General features: G+C 39.5%; 19 protein-coding genes and 2 tRNA genes. 11 read left to right on the top strand and 10 right to left on the bottom strand.

Features of this window, described 5'->3' with window-relative positions:
• The first annotated feature begins 9 nt into the window (after positions 1–9).
• Genes lepB through HYG88_RS00215 form a run of 8 tightly spaced genes read left to right on the top strand, consistent with a single transcriptional unit; the run spans position 10 to position 5359 of the window.
• Positions 10–873, top strand: coding sequence for a signal peptidase I (gene lepB, locus HYG88_RS00250; RefSeq protein ID WP_005161127.1), 864 nt, complete (start codon positions 10–12; stop codon positions 871–873).
• A 28-nt stretch (positions 874–901) separates the two neighbouring features.
• A complete protein-coding gene (locus HYG88_RS00245; protein WP_005161125.1) occupies positions 902–1279 on the top strand; it encodes a DUF4845 domain-containing protein in 378 nt (125 codons plus the stop codon).
• Complete coding sequence (rnc, locus tag HYG88_RS00240; protein WP_005161122.1) at positions 1248–1943, top strand: ribonuclease III; 696 nt, start codon at positions 1248–1250, stop codon at positions 1941–1943. The genes HYG88_RS00245 and rnc overlap by 32 nt, the downstream gene beginning before the upstream one ends.
• A gap of 4 nt (positions 1944–1947) precedes the next feature.
• Positions 1948–2973, top strand: a complete 1026-nt coding sequence (gene era, locus HYG88_RS00235) for a GTPase Era (protein WP_005161120.1) — start codon at positions 1948–1950, stop codon at positions 2971–2973.
• Between the two features lie 26 nt (positions 2974–2999).
• Entirely contained in the window at positions 3000–3197 is a 198-nt protein-coding gene (locus HYG88_RS00230; protein WP_005161113.1) for an NF038104 family lipoprotein, read from the top strand.
• A gap of 9 nt (positions 3198–3206) precedes the next feature.
• Complete coding sequence (locus HYG88_RS00225) at positions 3207–3914, top strand: DNA repair protein RecO (protein ID WP_005161109.1); 708 nt, start codon at positions 3207–3209, stop codon at positions 3912–3914.
• A gap of 55 nt (positions 3915–3969) precedes the next feature.
• Complete coding sequence (pdxJ, locus tag HYG88_RS00220) at positions 3970–4698, top strand: pyridoxine 5'-phosphate synthase (protein WP_005161107.1); 729 nt, start codon at positions 3970–3972, stop codon at positions 4696–4698.
• A 4-nt stretch (positions 4699–4702) separates the two neighbouring features.
• Positions 4703–5359 (top strand): tRNA-(ms[2]io[6]A)-hydroxylase, encoded by a 657-nt coding sequence (locus HYG88_RS00215; protein ID WP_005161106.1) that lies wholly within the window; start codon positions 4703–4705, stop codon positions 5357–5359.
• Positions 5360–5470: 111 nt separating this feature from the next.
• On the opposite strand, the gene HYG88_RS00210 is transcribed toward HYG88_RS00215, so the two are convergent.
• The 4 genes from HYG88_RS00210 to HYG88_RS00195 form a co-directional block, all read right to left on the bottom strand.
• Positions 5471–5546 (bottom strand) — tRNA-Asn (locus HYG88_RS00210).
• Positions 5547–5555: 9 nt separating this feature from the next.
• Positions 5556–5631, bottom strand: a tRNA-Asn gene (locus HYG88_RS00205).
• Between the two features lie 146 nt (positions 5632–5777).
• The gene (locus tag HYG88_RS00200; protein ID WP_005161104.1) at positions 5778–6404 is read right to left on the bottom strand and encodes a superoxide dismutase; all 627 of its coding nucleotides are present in this window, start codon (positions 6402–6404) and stop codon (positions 5778–5780) included.
• A gap of 144 nt (positions 6405–6548) precedes the next feature.
• Positions 6549–7307 carry a Nif3-like dinuclear metal center hexameric protein gene (locus tag HYG88_RS00195; protein ID WP_178882385.1) on the bottom strand — a complete coding sequence of 253 codons (759 nt, stop codon included), beginning with the start codon at positions 7305–7307 and terminating at the stop codon, positions 6549–6551.
• A gap of 191 nt (positions 7308–7498) precedes the next feature.
• Between HYG88_RS00195 and HYG88_RS00190 the strand changes: the two genes are divergently transcribed.
• Positions 7499–8683 (top strand): trypsin-like peptidase domain-containing protein, encoded by a 1185-nt coding sequence (locus HYG88_RS00190; protein ID WP_178882384.1) that lies wholly within the window; start codon positions 7499–7501, stop codon positions 8681–8683.
• Between the two features lie 195 nt (positions 8684–8878).
• Here the strand turns inward: HYG88_RS00190 and HYG88_RS00185 are convergent, their stop codons facing one another.
• The 4 genes from HYG88_RS00185 to map all read right to left on the bottom strand — a co-directional run bounded on the left by HYG88_RS00185 (position 8879) and on the right by map (position 13995).
• Complete coding sequence (locus HYG88_RS00185) at positions 8879–10093, bottom strand: alginate export family protein (RefSeq protein ID WP_005161094.1); 1215 nt, start codon at positions 10091–10093, stop codon at positions 8879–8881.
• An 88-nt stretch (positions 10094–10181) separates the two neighbouring features.
• Entirely contained in the window at positions 10182–11531 is a 1350-nt protein-coding gene (locus tag HYG88_RS00180) for an MFS transporter (protein ID WP_005161093.1), read from the bottom strand.
• A gap of 389 nt (positions 11532–11920) precedes the next feature.
• Positions 11921–12976 carry an OmpW family protein gene (locus tag HYG88_RS00175; protein ID WP_005161091.1) on the bottom strand — a complete coding sequence of 352 codons (1056 nt, stop codon included), beginning with the start codon at positions 12974–12976 and terminating at the stop codon, positions 11921–11923.
• A gap of 194 nt (positions 12977–13170) precedes the next feature.
• Positions 13171–13995, bottom strand: coding sequence for a type I methionyl aminopeptidase (map, locus tag HYG88_RS00170; protein WP_005161089.1), 825 nt, complete (start codon positions 13993–13995; stop codon positions 13171–13173).
• Positions 13996–14217: 222 nt separating this feature from the next.
• On the opposite strand from map, the gene rpsB reads away from it, so the two are divergent.
• The gene (rpsB, locus tag HYG88_RS00165) at positions 14218–14970 is read left to right on the top strand and encodes a 30S ribosomal protein S2 (protein ID WP_004661273.1); all 753 of its coding nucleotides are present in this window, start codon (positions 14218–14220) and stop codon (positions 14968–14970) included.
• Positions 14971–15107: 137 nt separating this feature from the next.
• Positions 15108–15986: a translation elongation factor Ts gene (tsf, locus tag HYG88_RS00160; RefSeq protein ID WP_005161087.1), complete on the top strand. Its 879-nt coding sequence runs from the start codon at positions 15108–15110 to the stop codon at positions 15984–15986.
• A gap of 68 nt (positions 15987–16054) precedes the next feature.
• Here the strand turns inward: tsf and HYG88_RS00155 are convergent, their stop codons facing one another.
• Complete coding sequence (locus tag HYG88_RS00155) at positions 16055–17287, bottom strand: multifunctional CCA addition/repair protein (RefSeq protein WP_005161085.1); 1233 nt, start codon at positions 17285–17287, stop codon at positions 16055–16057.
• 97 nt (positions 17288–17384) lie between these two features.
• Positions 17385–19655: an NADP-dependent malic enzyme gene (locus HYG88_RS00150; protein WP_005161082.1), complete on the bottom strand. Its 2271-nt coding sequence runs from the start codon at positions 19653–19655 to the stop codon at positions 17385–17387.
• Positions 19656–19665 lie beyond the last annotated feature (10 nt).

Genomic DNA, 19665 nt, shown 5'->3' with positions numbered 1-19665 from the left:
GAATCGCTCATGGATTTTGATTTTAATTTGATTCTCGTTCCAGTTACACTGATTTTCTTTGTGGTGTGGTTGCTTGACAAGTTGGTACTAAAACAACGTGCAAACAAGGGACGTGATCAGGAAAACTTTGTGATCACATGGGCGTATGATTTCTGGCCAGTATTGGCAGTTGTGCTGGTGCTGCGTTCTTTCCTTTATGAGCCGTTTAATATTCCATCTGATTCTATGGTACCTACTCTTGAAACAGGTGACTTTATTTTGGTGAATAAGTTTGATTACGGTGTACGTTTACCAATTGTGAATAGTAAGATTATCAATGTTGGCGAACCAAAGCGTGGTGAAGTCATCGTATTTCGTTATCCACCACAACCAACGATTAGCTATATCAAGCGTGTAGTGGGTTTGCCTGGTGACCACATTCAGTTTAAAGCTGGACAATTAATTATTAACGGAAAGCAAATTGCAAAAGTTGCCACTGAAGTTAAACGTGAGAAAGACCAACTTGAAACTCCAACTGTATATTACTTTAAAGAAACATTAGGTGAACACCAGCATTTAATTCGTTATTTAGATGGCCGTAATCCTTTGGCTGAACAGTTTCAATTTGCCCAGTTAAAGGGTGCAGAAGCGTTAGTGCCATTTGTAGCGAAAGCCAATGATGTCTTTATTCAAAGTAATGGGCAGGATTGGGAAGTAACTGTTCCCAAAGGCCAATATTTTGCAATGGGGGATAATCGTGACCAAAGCGCAGATAGCCGTTTTTGGGGATTTGTCCCTGAAGCAAACTTAACAGGCCGTGCTTTTTATGTTTGGATGCATAAAGAACCTGGTTTCAATCTTCCAAGTTTCAGCCGAAATGGTAAGATTGACTAATAAATAAAACGTATAGGACATACTAAAGATGCGTAAATCTCAGCAAGGGGCTTCGTATATTGCAATTTTATTTGGGGTGGTTTTATTTGCGATTGCTGTAAAGGCATCGATCGCAATCTGGCCAGCATATTGGGATGATCGAATTATAGATTCTCAAATTGAAGGTCTATTAAAGGATAGTCCCGAGAATATTACACCAACTAAGTTCGCAGCTCAGATGGATCAGCGTCTGGATATGAATGGGGTTCGGGATCTTCGTTTCAAGGATGTTGCACAGGTTACTTATAAAGATGATTTAATTGTTAAGAAAAAGTATGAAGTGCGTAAGCCTTTTATGCTGAATATTAGTTTAGTGATGAATTTTGAGAAAACCTTTGACCAAAAATCTGCCAAACAAGCTCAATGATACCCGTTTACAGGGGCGAATTGGTCACCAGTTTAAACAGCTTGATTTGTTGAAACTGGCATTGACCCATCGTTCTGTGAGTCAAAAGCACAATTATGAACGCCTAGAATTTCTAGGCGATTCATTATTAGGGATGATTGTTGCCAATTATCTTTACCATACCTACCCACTTGAAAATGAAGGGCGTTTAACGCGTATGCGTGCGACCTTGGTTCGTCAGGAAGCATTGGGGAAAATTGCAAATGACTTACAATTGAGTCGGTCATTAATTTTAAGCACAGGCGAGTTAAAATCGGGTGGACATCACCGAGAGTCAATTCTGGCGGATACCGTTGAAGCAATCATTGGTGCTATTTATTTAGACAGTAATGATCTCAACTTGCTCGAACGCATTGTGTTAAAATGGTATGAACCATATCTTGATCATATCGAACCGACCGATCAGCTGAAAGACCCTAAATCACGTTTGCAAGAGTATTTACAAGCACGTAAAAAACCTCTCCCAGTTTACGAGGTTGTAGATATTCAGGGTGATGCCCCGAATCAACATTTCAAAGTGGAATGTGATGTAGCGGGATTGCCAAAAATTATAGGCGAGGGCTCAAGTCGTCGTTTTGCCGAACAAACGGCAGCGGCAGAGATTTTAAAATTATTGGAGCAATAACCTGATGTCTCATTCAGAAGAAAATAAGCCAGAAGCAACTGAACAGCAAGATGGCAATAATCTAGTTGATCAATTTTTTAGTTCTCAAGGAACGACCATTCCTTCAGATTTTAAAAGCGGTTTTGTTGCCATCGTTGGTCGCCCAAACGTGGGCAAGTCAACTTTGATGAATCATATCTTGGGTCAAAAACTATCGATTACTTCACGTAAGCCACAAACTACACGTCATAAAATCGTGGGGATTGATTCGCGTGAGAAATCCCAAGCCGTATTCGTCGATACGCCAGGGATGCATAAAAAAGAAGTGCGTGCCATCAATAAGATGATGAACCGCGCTGCACATTCAGCATTGCGTGATGTGAATCTGGTTTTATTTGTGGTTGATGCACAAAAGTGGACTCAAAACGATGAATTGGTTTTGGAAAAACTTAAAAATGCTGATATGCCAGTGATCCTTGTGATCAATAAGCTAGATACCTTCGAAAATAAAAATGAGGCTTTACCACTGATTCGAGAGCGTGCCAAGCTCATGAATTTTGCTGAAATTGTTCCAGTTTCAGCATTGCGTGGTGCGAATTTAGATCATTTACGTGACACGATTGAGAAATATCTGCCGTATCAACCACCTTTGTATTCATTAGATCAGATTACCGATCGTTCTGAGCGTTTCCTTGCAAGTGAAATCATTCGTGAGAAAATTATGCGTCAGTTAGGTGAAGAGCTTCCATATGATTTAACGGTTCAAATTGAATCATTTAAAACTGAAGAAGCGGCTGTAAATGAAAAAACAGGTCGTTTAAAACCACCTTGTACGTATATTGATGCGACCATTTTTGTAGAACGCCAAGGGCAAAAAGCTATTGTGATTGGCGATAAAGGTGCGAAGCTGAAAAGCATCGGCATGGATGCACGTACAGATATGGAAAAAATGTTTGAGCAAAAAATTATGCTAACGCTTTGGGTGAAAGTCAAAGGTGGTTGGTCTGATGATGAGCGTGCACTAAAAAGCTTGGGTTATAGCGATATTTAATCTCATTTAAGATAGCGGAAACAGGTATGAAAACAACACTTCGGATACTCGCGATCGTGACATGTGTATTCATGTTGCAAGGCTGTATTCACAAGCTTGTGACTGTACCTGTTAAAGTTGCTTATAAGACCACCAAAGGTGTTGTTAAAGGAACTGCTGCGGTTGTTGGCGCAGTGATTCCCGATGACGATGATGAAGAAAAGGATGAGAAAAAGAAGGACTAGTCTCGTACTATGATGCGCAATGAAGTCCTACATGGTTATTTGATTCATCATCGTAAATATCGTGAAAAAAGTCATATTGTGCATTTATTTACACAAGAATATGGTCGGGTGGATGGGATTCTAAGACAGACCCCACCGCCGCAATATCAGCCTATTCGTCTGCAAGCTACAGGCAAATCTGAACTAAAAAACTTCACAAAACTGGAAATTCTGAATCAACCTGTATTCTTTCATGGTGATGCATTTTTTGCTGGTTTTTATTTAAATGAAATTCTATTGCGACTATGTCCCTTAGAAGAGATGATGCCGCAAACATTTGAACAATATCAGTTGATTTTAGTGCTGTTACAGCAATTGGCGACACACGAACAAGCTGCTGTATTTCTTCGGCAGATTTTACGTCAATTTGAGCATGTACTATTGGTGGAACTTGGCTACGCCATTGATTTCTCAACAGATGCGAGTCAACAAGACATTCAGGTCAACCAACATTATCAATTTCAGCTCAATGATGGTTTTTTACCAGTTTCGCAAGCTTCGAGTTCAACACTTGATGGTAGATTGATTACATCCATGCAAAGTTATGAAGATGGGCAGGATTTTTCTCACGAACAATTGCAATTATTGGGTAAACTATACCGTCAAATGATTAGCGCCTTGTTGGGTGATCGACCGCTGAAAAGCCGTCAACTTTGGATTCAAAGTACACAAACTTGATATTCCTGATGTATTGAAAATAATGATTCAGGGCTAAACCGATAGGATATTTTTTATGGCTGCAATCTTAGGTGTAAACATTGATCATGTTGCGACATTAAGACAAGCACGTGGTACAACTTACCCTGATCCAGTTCAGGCTGCTTTGTTGTGTGAACAGGCTGGTGCTGAGGGGATTACTTTACATTTGCGTGAAGATCGCCGTCATATACAAGATGATGATGTACGTCGTATGCGTCCATTATTAAAAACACGTATGAATTTGGAATTGGCGGTAACTGATGAAATGGTTGCGTTTGCCAAAGAGATTCAACCCCAGCATGTGTGTTTCGTGCCTGAACGCCGTCAAGAAGTGACCACCGAAGGTGGATTGGACGTGATTGGGCATTTTGAAAAAGTGAAGGCGGCAACTGAAGCACTGAAAGCGATTGGCAGTGATGTGTCTTTGTTTATCGATGCAGATTTTGCACAAATTGACGCAGCTGTCGCATGTGGTGCACCAACCATTGAAATCCATACAGGTGCTTATGCTGATGCCGAGACAGCTGATCAGCAACAAGCTGAATTAGCTCGTATTATCAAAGGTGCTGAGTATGCAGCAGCTAAAGGTTTGGTTGTGAATGCCGGGCATGGTTTGAATTTGGATAATGTGGCAGCAATTGCAGCAATTCCACAAATTTATGAACTCAACATTGGTCATTCGATTATTGCCGATAGTGTATTCGTTGGTTTGACTCAAGCAGTAACAGATATGAAAGCAGCGATTCAGGCTGCTGCGAGATAAGTTGATGAGTAGTGTAAATTATGATGAGTTAATGCAACCTGTCATTGCATTTTTGGGTTGTACGACTCCTCAGGCATGGTTGGATGAAGCCATTAATAATCTGGACATCTTAATGCAAGACCATGCCAACTGTGAGAAAAAAGCGGCGAGTACAGCAATGAACTTGATGTTCCGCTATAGTTTCTTTACAGACCTGCAAGTGAAATTGGCGCAATTGGTACGTGAAGAAATGCTGCATTATGAGCAGGTTTTGGAATTCATGAACAAACGCGGCCAAGAGTGGAAGGGGTTGAGTGCAGGGCGCTATGCAGGTGGATTACGTAAAGAAATCCGTACCTATGAGCCTGAGGCTTTAATTGATGTGATGATTATCGGTGCATTTGTCGAAGCACGCTCGTGTGAACGTTTTTATGCGCTGGCACCTGTTGTGGACGATGAGCTAGGGCGTTACTACCGCTACTTACTTAAGTCTGAATCTCGTCATTTTGAGGATTATTTGGCTTTAGCTTTAGATGTTGCAAAAACGGCGAAACTTAAAGATCCAGAAGAGACGATCCAGCAACGTATTGAATATATCCGTGAAGTGGAAAAAAATCTGATTTTAACTCCAGATGATACGTTCCGTTTCCACAGCGGTGTGCCAACGCCGGTCGCCGCCTAAGCTGATTTAAAAGACAAAAAGCTTCTGTTGATCAGGAGCTTTTTTATTGGTCATTTTTGTTATTAAGTAATAAAAAAAGCCCCGATCAATAATCGGGGATTTTTAGAATCTTGGCTCTTCCACCTGGGCTCGAACCAGGGACCTGCGGATTAACAGTCCGTCGCTCTACCGACTGAGCTATGGAAGAATAGTAGATTGGCTCTCCAACCTGGGCTCGAACCAGGGACCTGCGGATTAACAGTCCGTCGCTCTACCGACTGAGCTATTGGAGAATCTGATGCGCATTTTAGGGATGAATTTCAGATGCGTCAATAAGAATAATAAATAAAATGAATCGTTTGCTTGATAAATATGCTTTTTAATTTTTAATTATAAAAAAACTGCCCGAAGTGGGCAGTTTTTATTCAAGAAATAAAAATTATTTCTCAACACCTGCTGGTTGACCAGCAAGTTTTGCATTTGCATAGTCCCAGTTCACTAGGTTTTCTAGGAAAGTTGCGATGTATTTTGGACGTAAGTTACGGAAGTCGATGTAGTAAGCATGTTCCCAAACGTCAATGGTTAATACCGCAATTTGACCATGAGCAAGCGGAGTGTCTGCATTTGAAGTTTTGGTAATTGATAATTTGCCATTGATTTCATCAGCAACCAACCAAGCCCAACCTGAACCGAACTGAGTTGTTGCAGCAGCAGTAAATTCTTCTGCAAATTTTTCGTAGCTACCAAAAGCTTCTTCGATTTTAGCTGCGATTGCGCCAGTTGGTTTACCACCACCGTTTGGCTTCATGCTGTTCCAGTAGAATGTGTGGTTCCATACTTGTGCAGCATTGTTAAAGATACCTGCTTTAGAAGCGTCACCAGCAGATGCTTTGATGATTTCTTCTAAAGTTTTACCTTCAAGGTCAGTGCCTTTGATTAGGTTGTTTAAGTTAACAACATAAGTATTGTGATGTTTATCGTGATGGTATTCTAAAGTTTCGCGAGTAATGTGCGGAGCTAAGTCATCATAGCCATATGGAAGTGCAGGTAAAGTAATGGTTGTCATGTTCCAATCCTTGCAATTGCTGGGTTTTACGTTAAGTGGCTCTATTGTAAATGATTCCAAACATAATAGGGCAGTCTTTTAAAGAACGATATACAATAAAGGTCCAATTAAAAACGATAAATAAAATCGGATTTGTCAATTCTATTAAATCGGATTATTTAGTTCGAAATAGATAGTTTCTACAGCGAACTGATTTGTAATTGCTTGAGCAAGACGTTGTACGCCATATCGTTCAGTTGCATGATGACCACAGGCAAAATAATGAACCCCTAATTCTTTAGCTTCATAAAAAGTACGCTCACTGACTTCGCCAGAAATATAAGCATCACAATCTTTTTCTGCTGCTTTATTAATAAAATCTTGAGCGCCGCCTGTGCAAAATCCTACTTTTTGGATTTGAGTTTTCTCGCTCGGCAAATGAATCACATTAAAATCAAAAATAGCCTGTAAATTTGTTTTAAATTGCTCTGGGCTTAATGGACTTTCCAAATAGCCTATATTTCCAATCGGATGCTTTTCGAATGGATCTAAAGCTTCTAGTTTTTGTAAACCGATTAAATCTGCAATTGCGGCATTATTGCCAAGTGTGGGATGTGAGTCTAAAGGCAAATGGTAGGCGATCAAAGAGATGTTGTTCTGAATTAATTTTTTGATTCGATTACCACGCATCCCTGTAATAGGGTAGGCTTCACCTTTCCAAAAGTAACCATGATGGACAAGTAAGGCATCTGCTTGCTGCGCAATAGCTGCATTAATTGCATCTTCTGAGGCTGTAACAGCACAGACTATTTTATTTGCATCAGGCGTGCCTTCAATTTGTAAGCCATTGGGTGCGTAATCTTTAAACTCACTAACTTTTAAAGTTTGATTACACCATTGCACAATATCATGCAAATTTGCCATGCGATTCCTCAACTGAATGACATTTATAGATTCAGCTTAATAAAAGCATATTTTTAAATGTAACTAAAGCTAGACAAAACTTTTTTAACTTTTGCATTGATTTTAAGGTATTTACTTTACAATGATAGAAATTTCTAGTTCATCAATATTTTACTTACTCATAAACTAATTTCGCCTAGAGGATAATAGACGTGCGCCGTGCATTTACATGGTTACCTTGGGTATTACTCATTCTTGTTATATTTAGTTTTCTGGCTTGGCAGAGATTTCATCAACCTAAACCAACAGTTGCAGCTGATGGTGTAAAAATGCCTGCTGAAAAAGTTGAACCTCTGATTGATACGACACGAGCTGGTGGCGTTGTTTCATATAGTGCTGCAGTTAAAGTTGCTGCACCTGCTGTAGTCAATATTTTTACTACACAAAAAGTCAAACAGTTGAATCATCCATTGCTCAATGATCCTGTATTTCGTGAGTTTTTTGGTAATCAGGTGCCACAACAACCACAGAATGAAAATAGTTTAGGTTCTGGAGTAATCGTTCGTGCAGACGGTTATATTCTGACGAATAATCATGTAATCGCTCAGGCTGAACATATTGTGGTTGCTTTGCATGATGGTCGTCGTGCAGAAGCAAAAGTGATTGGCACTGACCCTGATACAGATCTAGCTGTGATCAAGATTGAGTTGGATAAGCTTCCTGTATTGCCATTCAAATTGAGTGGTAATGAAGTTGGTGATGTCGTTCTCGCAATTGGCAATCCATTTGGTGTAGGGCAAACCGTGACTCAAGGGATTATCTCTGCCACGGGTCGTTCTGATCTTGGTATTAATACTTACGAAGACTTTATTCAAACAGATGCTGCAATTAACCCAGGTAACTCTGGCGGTGCATTAATTGATGTCGCTGGTAATTTAATCGGTGTAAATACCGCTATTTTCTCGCAATCAGGTGGATCACTTGGAATTGGTTTTGCGATTCCTGCAAATGTCTGCCAACAAGTTCTAAATTCAATTTTGAAAGATGGACGTGTTGTGCGTGGTTGGTTAGGTATTAGCTTAATTCCGAACACTGTTGAGCAAGATGTATTAGCAGCCAAATCTGTAGGTGTTGTTGTTGCCGATGTCTTGCGTGATGGTCCAGCAGATGCTGCAGGTGTAAAACGCGGCGATAAAATTATTCAAGTCAATAATGAGCAAATTACTTCAGCTTCACATTTAATCAACTATGTTGCATTGCAAGCACCACAAAGTGTGATTGATGTGATGGTTGAACGCGATGGTAAGCAACAGAGCATGCAAGTTAAAGTTGGAGAGAGAAAAACCCAACAAAACGCGCAGTCGCAATATATCCCATTGCCTAAGCCTCAAGACTAATATGATCTTATGATTTAATTTGAATATGAAAGGCTACTGAGGTAGCCTTTTTATTTATGAAAAGAAAAAAGCTTGCTGATAAAGGTCGATCAGCAAGCTTTTTGCAAATTTTGGAGTTTTTTATTTTTTATTACACCATCGAAATTTGATGATTTGATGACAGTTTTTTTATAATTAGATTACAACGACTCAATATCAGTATTTATAATCCATTTGCAACCATAACTTTTGAGTATCTACAGAAAAATCTTCCGCTTGATAATCTGAGAATTTTGCTAGGGCAGACAAACCTTTAATAGGCAAAGCATGAGAATAAGAAATAGAGAATTCTTGACCATAATTCATATTTTTTTCATCACTACGATATTGATGTAGTTCAGTGCCTAATTTACCTTTACCAAATACATTAAAACTTGATGAAATGTACAAGTCAGTTAAACCATTCACGGGCGTGGTCAAGAATAAGTCAGCCCATCCGTTAAACTTATGTTTAGTCGCCAATGGGGTTTGAAATGCAATTTTTCCATCATCACTACCAAGCACTTCATAGCCAAGTGTGATTTCACCCAGTGCTGAGCCTTGATCCGTGATGCTATAACCTAATTCTAATCCATAATAATCAGCATCATAATTTATAGGTTGCTCAGCATATTCACTTTGTTTGGCATATTCAGCAACGTATCTAAAATTGTTTTTCTTACCTGTTAAGCGTAAGCCATAGGTTTGATTTGACCAAGCACTTAAATCCTCGAAATCCATCAAATACCCATATAGTGTTGCGTTCAACAATGGGTTGTAATTCATTTTAGCTTGAATTAAGTGAATTTGACTGTTTTGTTTACCATCTTGGGCTGCTACAAATTTAGGTTTTACATCTTCACTACCAAAAATAGTATTGACTTGATCAATATAGGCATAATACAAGCCAAACTCTTTGCAAGGTTTAATATTTAAACTAATCGCATCAAAGGTTTGATCATTTTGACGCCAAGCTACGGAGCCTACAAAGCGCTGATTATCTAAATTAATAGCTTGACGACCAATACTTAAATCAAACTTTGGACTATAAGCATATTTTAAATAAGCTTGATTCAATTGTAGGTTTTTAGGATCAGGGACTGTACTGTAGTTTGTTTCAGCATTACGTGTGCTATTGAAATGATCATTAATTTCGACAGTTCCTTCTCCTTGCACAAATGCGCTTAAGCCATGCCAAGAGTCAGTTTCCAGTGAAGGGCGTAGTCTCAAAGTCCAGGCATCAGCATTTTTTAGTTGGTTATCTTGGTCAACCAATTCGTAACGTAGGCGACTATCGAGAGAAAATTTAGTTTGACTTAAAAAGTTATCTGCGGCAAATGCCGTAGTTGTTAAAACACTGAGCATAGCAAAGCTAAGAAGATTCAATTTCATATTGAGACCCCTGAGAGATTATAATTTCTGGATTTAATTTAGATTGTGTAGGGGAAAGGTAAGTTTCCCCGCACTAAGTGAATGATGATTAAGAGGTGATAGAGTTGCGTTCAAGCACAGCTTGGTCAAACAGTTGTTGTTCTTTCGTTTTATGTTCTACAGAGAAGCGGATGAGAATGACACCGAAAGCGGCCACAGTTACAAGACTACCTAAAATCATGAGGCAAGTTTGAACATCTAGTAAGCCTTTAAGTAGGAAGCCTGCTGCAACCGCACCAACATTACCACCAGCCCCGATAATGCCCGCCACACCACCAAGTGCATTACGGTCAATGAAAGGAACTAAAGCATAAGTTGCTCCGCAAGACATATGCGTGAATAGCGCGAAGACAGTCATACTAATAATAGCAAGAGCTACAGTATTCATTTGTGAGAAGAGAATGAGGAATAAGCCTTCACATAAGATAAGAATAAATAATACTTTTGTACGACCATCTAAACCTTTTGAAATCGCAACTTTATCTGAAACAATTCCACCTAAAGCACGAGCGAATAAGGCAAGTAGACCAAAGATACCCGCAGTTAAACCTGCTTCTTTTAAACCCATGTTGAAGTGGTCGACATAGTACATTGCCGCAATGTTATGAATGAAGATTTCGATACCGAAACATGCTGCGTAAGAAACAAATAGAATCCAAACACGATAGTTACGAGCAGCTTGCATTAAGATAGCAACACCACCTTTTTTACCGCTACCAACTTCAACACCGTTTGCGCGTAATTCTTTAAAGTCACCTTGTGGACAGTCTTGTGTAAGTTTCCAATAAAGTACACCAACAATTACCATCATAATGCCAGGTACAAGCAACGCAATTCTCCAACCCATTGCTTGTTCAACGCCAAACATCACAATTGCACCGAGAATTAATGGCATGATTGCTTGTGTCGCACCTCCACCCGCATTTCCCCAACCTGCAGAAGCCGCATTGGCTGTGCCAACAACATTAGGTGCAAACATGACACTAGTATGATACTGGGTGATGACGAAGCTCGCACCAATTGCACCAATCAAGAGACGGAAAAACAAGAACGATTCATAAGTATTTGCTGCTGCAACACCGAAAACAGGGATACTGCCAACAATGAGAAGAGCAGTATAGGTTTTGCGTGGTCCATATTTATCACAGAGTGGACCAACAATGAGTCGGATCAGAATTGTGATTGCAACCGCAGCGATATTGATGTTTGCGATTTGGTCTTTGGTTAGATTAAATTCACCTTTGATGACTGGCATTAAGGGTGCACAAGCAAACCAAGCGAAGAAACATACAAAGAATGCGAGCCAAGTCATATGAAAAGCACGCATGGCGGGCGTTGAAAAGCTAAATAATTTTATTTCAGTTGCTTTTTTAGCATTTAGATTCATTTTTGAAGACATAACCTTCCCCTGAACTGAACGAAATATATTTTTGCTATGCAATATTTCTGCATACACAAACCGAACAGAACGGACTTCATTGGCCGTCAGCAAATTTTTTTATGAATCATCGTTGATTCATGATGCTTGTTACTAAGCAAGGGGTGTGCCAAAAAATAAATTTGATCAAAATTTAAAATTAACTACATGATTATAAATATATAATTATATTTATAATATTATTTGTATTGATGAATGCTATTTATCAATGAATCTCATATGCTTTATTGATATTTATGTGTCTTCATTATTTCGAAAATGATTGCAATTGGTGCATGTTTTTTATGAATGATGATTTAAAAGGTGGCGATAAATAAAAAAACAGCCGAAGCTGTTTTTTAAAGTTTTGTCTAAAAACGATAGCCAACGCCTAAATAAGTAATAAGTGGGTCTATATCAATTTTAGTATTTGCTTGGATCAACTCTTTACCTGTATTGCGGTCAGTCACATAAATTTTTGCTTCATTATTCATTTTTGAATAAGAAACTGACCCAACGGCAAACCAATTTGGATTGAAATCATAAGTTGCGCCTACTGTGACAATCGGAGCAAAAGTATCAGTCGCTTCCAATTCGACAATAGGATCTGCTGATGATGTCTTACCATCTAAGGCAGCTCCTGCTTTGCCGTCATGGATATTTTGGATCATGTGACCAGCTTTTACTAAATCAGATTCTATGCCCGAGTTCATTTTAAGATCATTAAAATAAGCATACATCACACCTGCTCCAACGTAAGGTCGGAATTTATTGACGCCTGATTTACCAAACTGGTAATGGAGTTCTACCGCAGGTAGCCAAGCACGTGCAGTTGCTGCTTTGCCTCCTTGGGTCAGATCTGTGATATGAAGATCCTGTTTTAAGTCAATATCACCTAAAATAGTACTTGCTGATCCACTTAATGGCGCGTATATGTCGCCTTTCCCTTTAATATCAACTTTTGGAGGAATTCCGGCCTTAATCTCTAGAGATAAATTATCAGTAAAGTGATAATTTGCCATAATACCAACGGTATCTACATTGTCTGCTTCTAAACCTGTTCCTTGGCTTTGCCAGTTAGATAATCCTTTAATGGTAGCTGTACCTGTTGCAAGACCCGATACAGTATCGGTTGGCCATAAATTAATCGCACCGTAAACGATAGGATTGGAATCTTTGACTGCTGCATCTAGTACGGCTTGTTTAGACACATCACCTACTTTAGATTGTGTTCCCTCAGCTACAGTCGTATTGATATTAATAGGATTTGCAGAACCTTGTGGCATGGCATGTAACCAACCAGCTGAAAGAGAGAAACGTTTGAAACCATCTCCATCTTTTAAACTAAAATAAGGTGACTCCGCAAAGCTCATAGTGGGTAGGGTTGCAGCAATTCCTACTGCAATGCATAGCATGCGTTTTTTCATAGTGAGGACTCCATGTCCGATTTATAAGGAACTTTTTATTCTGATAAAAATAACGTTTTTTACTAAATGGTTTGTTTAGTTAAAATTTAAAATTGTTATGCTTATGAAGACTTTTGTTTGATTTAGATGAATTAATGAAGAAATTATGAATATGAAAAAAAGCTACCGAAGTAGCTTTTCTTTAACGAAATAAATTACATAAAACGAGATAAATCTTCTTCAGGGCGAGCAGTAAGTACTTCGATGCCTGTTTCTGTTACCAAAATGGTATGTTCATATTGAGCTGAAAGCTTGTGGTCTTTAGTAACCACAGTCCATTTGTCACCTAAAAGTTTTGTTTGCCAAACCCCTGCATTGACCATTGGCTCAATCGTAAACGTCATGCCTGCTTCTAAGCGCATACCCGTACCTTTCTGACCATAGTGTAAAACTTGTGGTTCATCATGGAAAACATTGCCAATACCATGACCACAATATTCACGCACAACACTAAAACGTTCAGACTCAACATATTGTTGGATTGCATGTCCAATATCGCCAAGATATGAGCCATGTTTAACCGTAGCCATACCACGATACATGGCTTCTTGCGCAACTTGGCAGAGACGATTTGCAAGAATAGAAGTCTCTCCACCAACGATATACATCATGTTGGTATCACCGTGATAACCATCTTTAATGACTGTTACATCAATATTGAGAATATCACCATTTTTTAAAACTTTACTTTCAGAGGGAATACCATGACAAACCACATGGTTGACTGAAGTACAGATGGAATGCTGGAAAGCAGGGCGACCTGGTGCAGCGCCATAGCCCACACAGGCAGGAATTGCCTGTTGTACATTTTCAATATGGTTACGACAGATTGTATCGAGTTCTAAAGTACTCACTCCCGCTTTAATATGCGGTTTAATCATGTCTAAAATTTCAGCCGCTAGTTTTCCTGCAACACGCATCTTTTCAATTTCTTCGGGCGTTTTGATTAATCGACGAGGAGCTGTATAAGTCGTGTTCATGATCTCTAAAAACTTTTGGTAATTTGCAAGCGTCTATGGTATAAATAGCCGCCTATTTTATCAAATGCTTTTCGTGACAATTTTGCTTATAAAAGTTGTGCGAAAAACTGATGAATAGTTATCAAAAATCCGCACATATATCGTCACATTACTCTGGGTGCCTAGCAATAGGTGGAGAATGCGGATATATGGAGGCCTAACCCAAACTTTAAGGTAAAGAAAATGGCAGATTACAACGTAAGCATGCGCGACCTTCTTCAAGCAGGCGCACACTTTGGTCACCAAACTCGTTTTTGGAATCCAAAAATGCGTCAATATATTTTCGGCGCGCGTAACAAAATTCACATCATCAACCTTGAGCACACTGTTCCTGCGTTAAATGATGCTTTGAACTTTGTTAACAATCTTGCAAGCAAAAAGAACAAAGTATTGTTCGTTGGTACTAAACGTGCTGCTTCTAACATCATCCGTGAACAAGCTCAACGTGCTGGTCAACCTTATGTAGATCACCGTTGGTTAGGTGGTATGTTGACGAACTGGAAAACACTTCGCCAATCTATCAACCGTTTAAAAGATCTTCAAACTCAATCTCAAGATGGTACTTTTGCTAAGCTTACTAAACGTGAAGCTTTAGAGCGTACTCGTGAGATGGAAAAACTTGAACGAGCTTTAGGCGGCGTTAAAAACATGGGTGGTTTACCTGACGCATTATTTGTAATCGACGTTGATCACGAAGCGATTGCAATCAAAGAAGCGAAAAACTTAGGTATTCCTGTAATCGGTATCGTTGATACAAACTCTAACCCAGATAACGTTGATTATGTTATTCCTGGTAATGACGATGCGATCCGTGCAGTAACTTTATATGCATCAGCTATGGCAAATGCAATTCTTGCTGGTAAAGAATATGCTCAATCACAAGCGAATGCACAAGCTAAAGGCGATGACGCTGCAAAAGACGCTTCTGAGGCTTAATGCGGTTTGACGCAAGCTTGTCATTTTTGCGACATGTAATGGTGGCAAATTAAGCGTCGAGATTGCAAACGGTCCAGAGTTTCTTTGGGCCGTTTTTGTTGAACAGATTTATTTTCTACCGATTTTAGGAGATCAACATGACTGCAATTACTGCAAGCATGGTAAAAGAATTACGTGACCGTACTGGTCTTGCAATGATGGAATGCAAAAAAGCATTAACAGAAGCAGGCGGTGACATTGAACTTGCGATTGATAACCTTCGTAAATCAGGTCAAGCAAAAGCTGCTAAAAAAGCAGGTAACATTGCTGCTGATGGTGCGATTACTATCATCCAAAACGGTAATAAAGCAATTCTTGTTGAAGTTAACTGTCAGACTGACTTCGTTGCAAAAGACGAAAACTTCAAAAACTTCTCTGATAAGGTTGCTGCTGCTGCGCTTGCTGCAAATGAAACTGATGCTGCAAAAATTGCTGAACTTAAGCTTGAAGACGGTGCGACTGTAGAAGAAGCTCGTGTTGCGCTTGTTCAAAAAATCGGTGAAAACATCCAGGTTCGTCGTGCTCAAATCGTTGAAGGCGAAAACTTGGCTGTTTACAAGCACGGTTTAAAAATTGGTGTGGTTGTATCTTACACAGGTGATGCTGACACTGGTAAAGGTATTGCAATGCACGTTGCTGCGTTCAACCCAGTTGCTGTAAATGCAGAAGCTGTTCCAGCTGACTTGATCGCGAAAGAGAAAGAAATTGCTGAAGCGAAAGCGTTGGAATCTGGTAAGCCAGCGAACATCGTTGAGAAGATGGTAAGTGGTTCAGTTGACAAATACTTGAACGAAGTTGCACTTGACCGTCAAATGTATGTAATCGACAACGACAAGAAAGTTGCTGATGTATTGAAAGCAACTGGTACCAATGTAGCTCAATTCGTTCGCTTCGAAGTAGGTGAAGGTATTGAGAAGAAAGCTGAAATGAGCTTTGCTGACGAAGTTGCTGCTGCTCAAGCTGCTGCTGCTCAATAATTTTTATTGAATCAGTAAAAGTTAAAAAACCCAGTCATTATGACTGGGTTTTTATTTATGTTAATTTTTTAAAATTGTTCGTCATGTGTTTCTTTAAGTTTTGCTAATGCTTCAATCCGATACTGAATGAGCATTTCGCCAATTTCTGCACCTTGAACATGTTCTGGTAAATCCTGTGCTCTAATATTCCGAACAATCTCCATGGCATCCAAAATATACTGTGCTTGTGGGTAAGGGCGATCTTCTAAACCTAATCGACCTTTAGCATCGCATTCACAAGCCTGCACAAAAGCAATGACTTTTTCTGGTTTTCGTAAAACATCCAAGCGCTGTAGTAAACGCCATACAGTACCAGGTTTCAAATTTTTGATTTGATGGCATTTCAGATGTTCTTTGCAAACAATTAAAGCCAAATTTTTCAGATGTGTGGGAACTTTCAAGCGTTCACATACGTTTGTAACGGGTTCTAATCCACGTTCCTCATGCATGATATGCCGTGGTAATTCCTCAGTTGGAGTAAGTGCTTTCCCTAAATCATGCACCAAGACAGCAAAACGTACATCTAGTCCATAGTTGGCCTGACAAGCTTGTTTTAGTGCCATTAAGGTGTGTACACCACAATCTATTTCAGGGTGGTACTCTGGGCGTTGAGGAATACCAAATAATGCATCTATCTCGGGAAACAGTACTTTTAGTGCATCACAATCTCTTAATGTTTGAAAATAGATATCGGCATGATCTTCCATTAATGCACGAGAAGTCTCTTTCCATACACGTTCAGGTGTTAAAGCATTCAGTTCCCCTGAATTGGCAATTCTTTTCATTAATTGCAAAGTTTCTTCTGCAATTTCAAATCCATAACTAGCATAACGAGCAGCGAAGCGAGCAACACGTAGCACACGTAAGGGATCTTCTGTAAATGCATCTGAAACATGGCGTAGGATTTTCTGATCAAGATCTTTTTGACCACCATATGGATCATAAACTTGTCCAGTTTCATCCATTGCCATTGCATTAATTGTTAGGTCACGGCGAATTAAATCTTCTTCTAATTTAACAGTGGTATCAGTAAAAAATTGGAATCCGTGATAGCCAATGCCTGATTTTCTTTCAGTACGCGCTAGTGCATATTCTTCTTTTGTTTTTGGATGAAGAAATACAGGAAAATCCTTTCCAACGGGTTGGTAGCCTTGAGATAATAATTGTTCAGGTGTTGCTCCAACCACAACATAATCTTTTTCGTGATAGGGGCGACCGAGTAAATGATCTCGAACAGCACCGCCTACTAAATAAACTTGCATAAAAAACCTCTATTCTTCACACAATCATGCTACAGAATAGAGGTTTTCTCAAGCATTAAGCATAGCTTTTAATGTTAAAAGCTATGCTTAAACTGTATCAGTTTTGGCTTTGCTGAATTTCAGCAACGGTTAAAGCTGTCATATTCACTAGACGGCGGGTAGTTGCTGTCGGTGTTAAAATATGAACTGGTTTTGCTGCGCCTAACAAGATTGGACCAATCGTTACATTATTACCAGATGTTGCTTTTAACAAGTTGAATGAAATATTTGCAGAATCTAAATTCGGCATAATCAACAAGTTTGCTGAACCTTTAAAGCGTGAATTTGGAAATGCAAAATGACGAATATTATCATCTAATGCAGCATCACCATGCATTTCACCTTCAACTTCAAGTTCAGGAGCTTGCTCAGAAAGTAAACGATAAACTTCACGCATTTTCTGAGCACTTGGATCAACTTGATCGCTTCCAAAACTTGAGTGAGAAAGTAAAGCGACACGAGGGGTCATACCAAAACGACGCACTTCTTCGGCTGCTAAGATAGTCATCTCTGCAAGTTGTTCAGCAGTTGGATTGGTATTTACATAGGTATCGGCAATAAACAAGTTACGATCTTCAAGCATTAATGCATTGAGTGTAAAGAATGTACTACGACCTTCTTTTAAACCGATCACGTTTTTAACGAAATCTAAATGGATATCGTAGCTCGCATAAGTACCACATAGCATACCATCAGCTTTACCGAACTTAACTAGCAATGCGGCGATTAAGGTTGAACGACGACGTGCTTCACGTTGCGCATATTCAACAGTTACGCCTTTACGTTGCATTGTATTGTAGTAGTCTTTCCAGAAATCATCATATAAAGGATTGTTTTCTTGATCGACGATTTCAATATTGACACCGTGCTGTAAGCGTAAACCGAGTTTTCTGATATTGTCTTCAATAACGGCTGTACGACCAACAAGAATTGGTTTAGCCAGACCTTCATCTACAACAATTTGAACCGCACGTAATACACGTTGATCTTCACCCTCGGCATATGCAATACGCTTAGGGTCAGTTTTCGCTTGTGAGAAAATCGGTTTCATTAAGAATGCTGAGTTATATACAAACTCAGAAAGTCTTTGACGATATGCAGAGAAATCTTCAATTGGACGTGTCGCAACACCAGAATCCATTGCAGCTTTAGCAACCGCAGGCGCGATTTCTAAAATCAAGCGTTGGTCTAGAGGGCGAGGGATCAAGTAATCACGACCGAATGATGCAGATTTTTCACCATAAGTCGCAGCATCTGCTTCAATATGTGCCATACGTGCAATCGCGTGTACACAAGCAATTTTCATATCTTCGTTGATCGTTGTAGCACCGACATCGAGTGCACCACGGAAAATATATGGGAAACAAAGTGCATTGTTTACTTGGTTTGGATAGTCTGAACGACCAGTTGCCATAATCACATCTGGACGAACTTCGTGCGCATGTTCAGGTAAGATTTCTGGATCTGGATTTGCAAGTGCAAAAATAATTGGGTTTTCAGCCATTTCTTTAACCATTTCTTTGGTTAAAATTCCCGCTGCAGAAAGACCCAAGAACATATCTGCGCCAGCCATTACTTCATGTAATTGAGTCGCAGAAATATCTTGAACGTAACGTTTTTTCGATTCATCAAGTCCTTCACGTGAAGTTGTTAAAAGGCCACGAGAATCAGCTACGATAATATTCGATTTATTTACGCCTAATGCACAAAGTAAATCTAAACATGACAATGCAGCAGCACCAGCACCTGATGCAACGATTTTAATTTCATCAATTTTCTTGTTCACGATCTGCAAGGCATTCAACAATGCTGAGCCTACAATAATACTGGTACCATGTTGATCATCATGGAACACAGGAATCTTCATGCGTTCACGAAGTTTCTTCTCGATATAGAAACATTCAGGTGCCTTGATATCTTCCAGGTTGATACCACCAAACGTTGGTTCCAATGCGGCAACGATATCCACGATCTTGTCTGGATCATTTTCCGCAATTTCAATATCAAATACATCAACACCAGCAAACTTCTTGAATAGAACGCCTTTACCTTCCATAACAGGCTTAGAAGCAAGAGGACCAATGTTTCCTAAACCAAGCACGGCTGTACCATTACTCACGACGGCAACCAAATTTCCACGTGCTGTATATTTTGCAGCAGCAGAAGGGTCACGTTCAATTTCTAGACATGGAGCAGCAACACCAGGAGAATATGCAAGCGCTAAGTCTCGTTGGTTTACGAGTTGCTTGCTCGGTGTCACGCTGATTTTTCCAGGCGTAGGAAATTCATGGTAATATAAAGCGGCTTCTTTTAAAGATTGATCGTCCATCTGAGTCTCG

Origin of the sequence: Acinetobacter sp. SwsAc4, from assembly GCF_013391535.1 — a bacterium.
GTDB lineage: Bacteria > Pseudomonadota > Gammaproteobacteria > Pseudomonadales > Moraxellaceae > Acinetobacter.
This window is presented reverse-complemented; position numbering and strand designations above follow the sequence as displayed.

What these genes read in the sequence shown, in the direction of transcription:
- HYG88_RS00215 (WP_005161106.1), top strand. Translation starts at nt 4,703, where the DNA reads ATGAGTAGTGTAAATTATGATGAGTTAATGCAACCTGTCATTGCATTT.
- HYG88_RS00155 (WP_005161085.1), bottom strand. Translation starts at nt 17,287, where the DNA reads ATGCAAGTTTATTTAGTAGGCGGTGCTGTTCGAGATCATTTACTCGGT.
- HYG88_RS00230 (WP_005161113.1), top strand. Translation starts at nt 3,000, where the DNA reads ATGAAAACAACACTTCGGATACTCGCGATCGTGACATGTGTATTCATG.
- HYG88_RS00150 (WP_005161082.1), bottom strand. Translation starts at nt 19,655, where the DNA reads ATGGACGATCAATCTTTAAAAGAAGCCGCTTTATATTACCATGAATTT.
- HYG88_RS00195 (WP_178882385.1), bottom strand. Translation starts at nt 7,307, where the DNA reads ATGGCAAATTTGCATGATATTGTGCAATGGTGTAATCAAACTTTAAAA.
- rpsB (WP_004661273.1), top strand. Translation starts at nt 14,218, where the DNA reads ATGGCAGATTACAACGTAAGCATGCGCGACCTTCTTCAAGCAGGCGCA.
- HYG88_RS00180 (WP_005161093.1), bottom strand. Translation starts at nt 11,531, where the DNA reads ATGTCTTCAAAAATGAATCTAAATGCTAAAAAAGCAACTGAAATAAAA.
- pdxJ (WP_005161107.1), top strand. Translation starts at nt 3,970, where the DNA reads ATGGCTGCAATCTTAGGTGTAAACATTGATCATGTTGCGACATTAAGA.
- tsf (WP_005161087.1), top strand. Translation starts at nt 15,108, where the DNA reads ATGACTGCAATTACTGCAAGCATGGTAAAAGAATTACGTGACCGTACT.
- HYG88_RS00175 (WP_005161091.1), bottom strand. Translation starts at nt 12,976, where the DNA reads ATGAAAAAACGCATGCTATGCATTGCAGTAGGAATTGCTGCAACCCTA.
- HYG88_RS00245 (WP_005161125.1), top strand. Translation starts at nt 902, where the DNA reads ATGCGTAAATCTCAGCAAGGGGCTTCGTATATTGCAATTTTATTTGGG.
- era (WP_005161120.1), top strand. Translation starts at nt 1,948, where the DNA reads ATGTCTCATTCAGAAGAAAATAAGCCAGAAGCAACTGAACAGCAAGAT.
- map (WP_005161089.1), bottom strand. Translation starts at nt 13,995, where the DNA reads ATGAACACGACTTATACAGCTCCTCGTCGATTAATCAAAACGCCCGAA.
- HYG88_RS00225 (WP_005161109.1), top strand. Translation starts at nt 3,207, where the DNA reads ATGATGCGCAATGAAGTCCTACATGGTTATTTGATTCATCATCGTAAA.
- HYG88_RS00200 (WP_005161104.1), bottom strand. Translation starts at nt 6,404, where the DNA reads ATGACAACCATTACTTTACCTGCACTTCCATATGGCTATGATGACTTA.
- lepB (WP_005161127.1), top strand. Translation starts at nt 10, where the DNA reads ATGGATTTTGATTTTAATTTGATTCTCGTTCCAGTTACACTGATTTTC.
- HYG88_RS00185 (WP_005161094.1), bottom strand. Translation starts at nt 10,093, where the DNA reads ATGAAATTGAATCTTCTTAGCTTTGCTATGCTCAGTGTTTTAACAACT.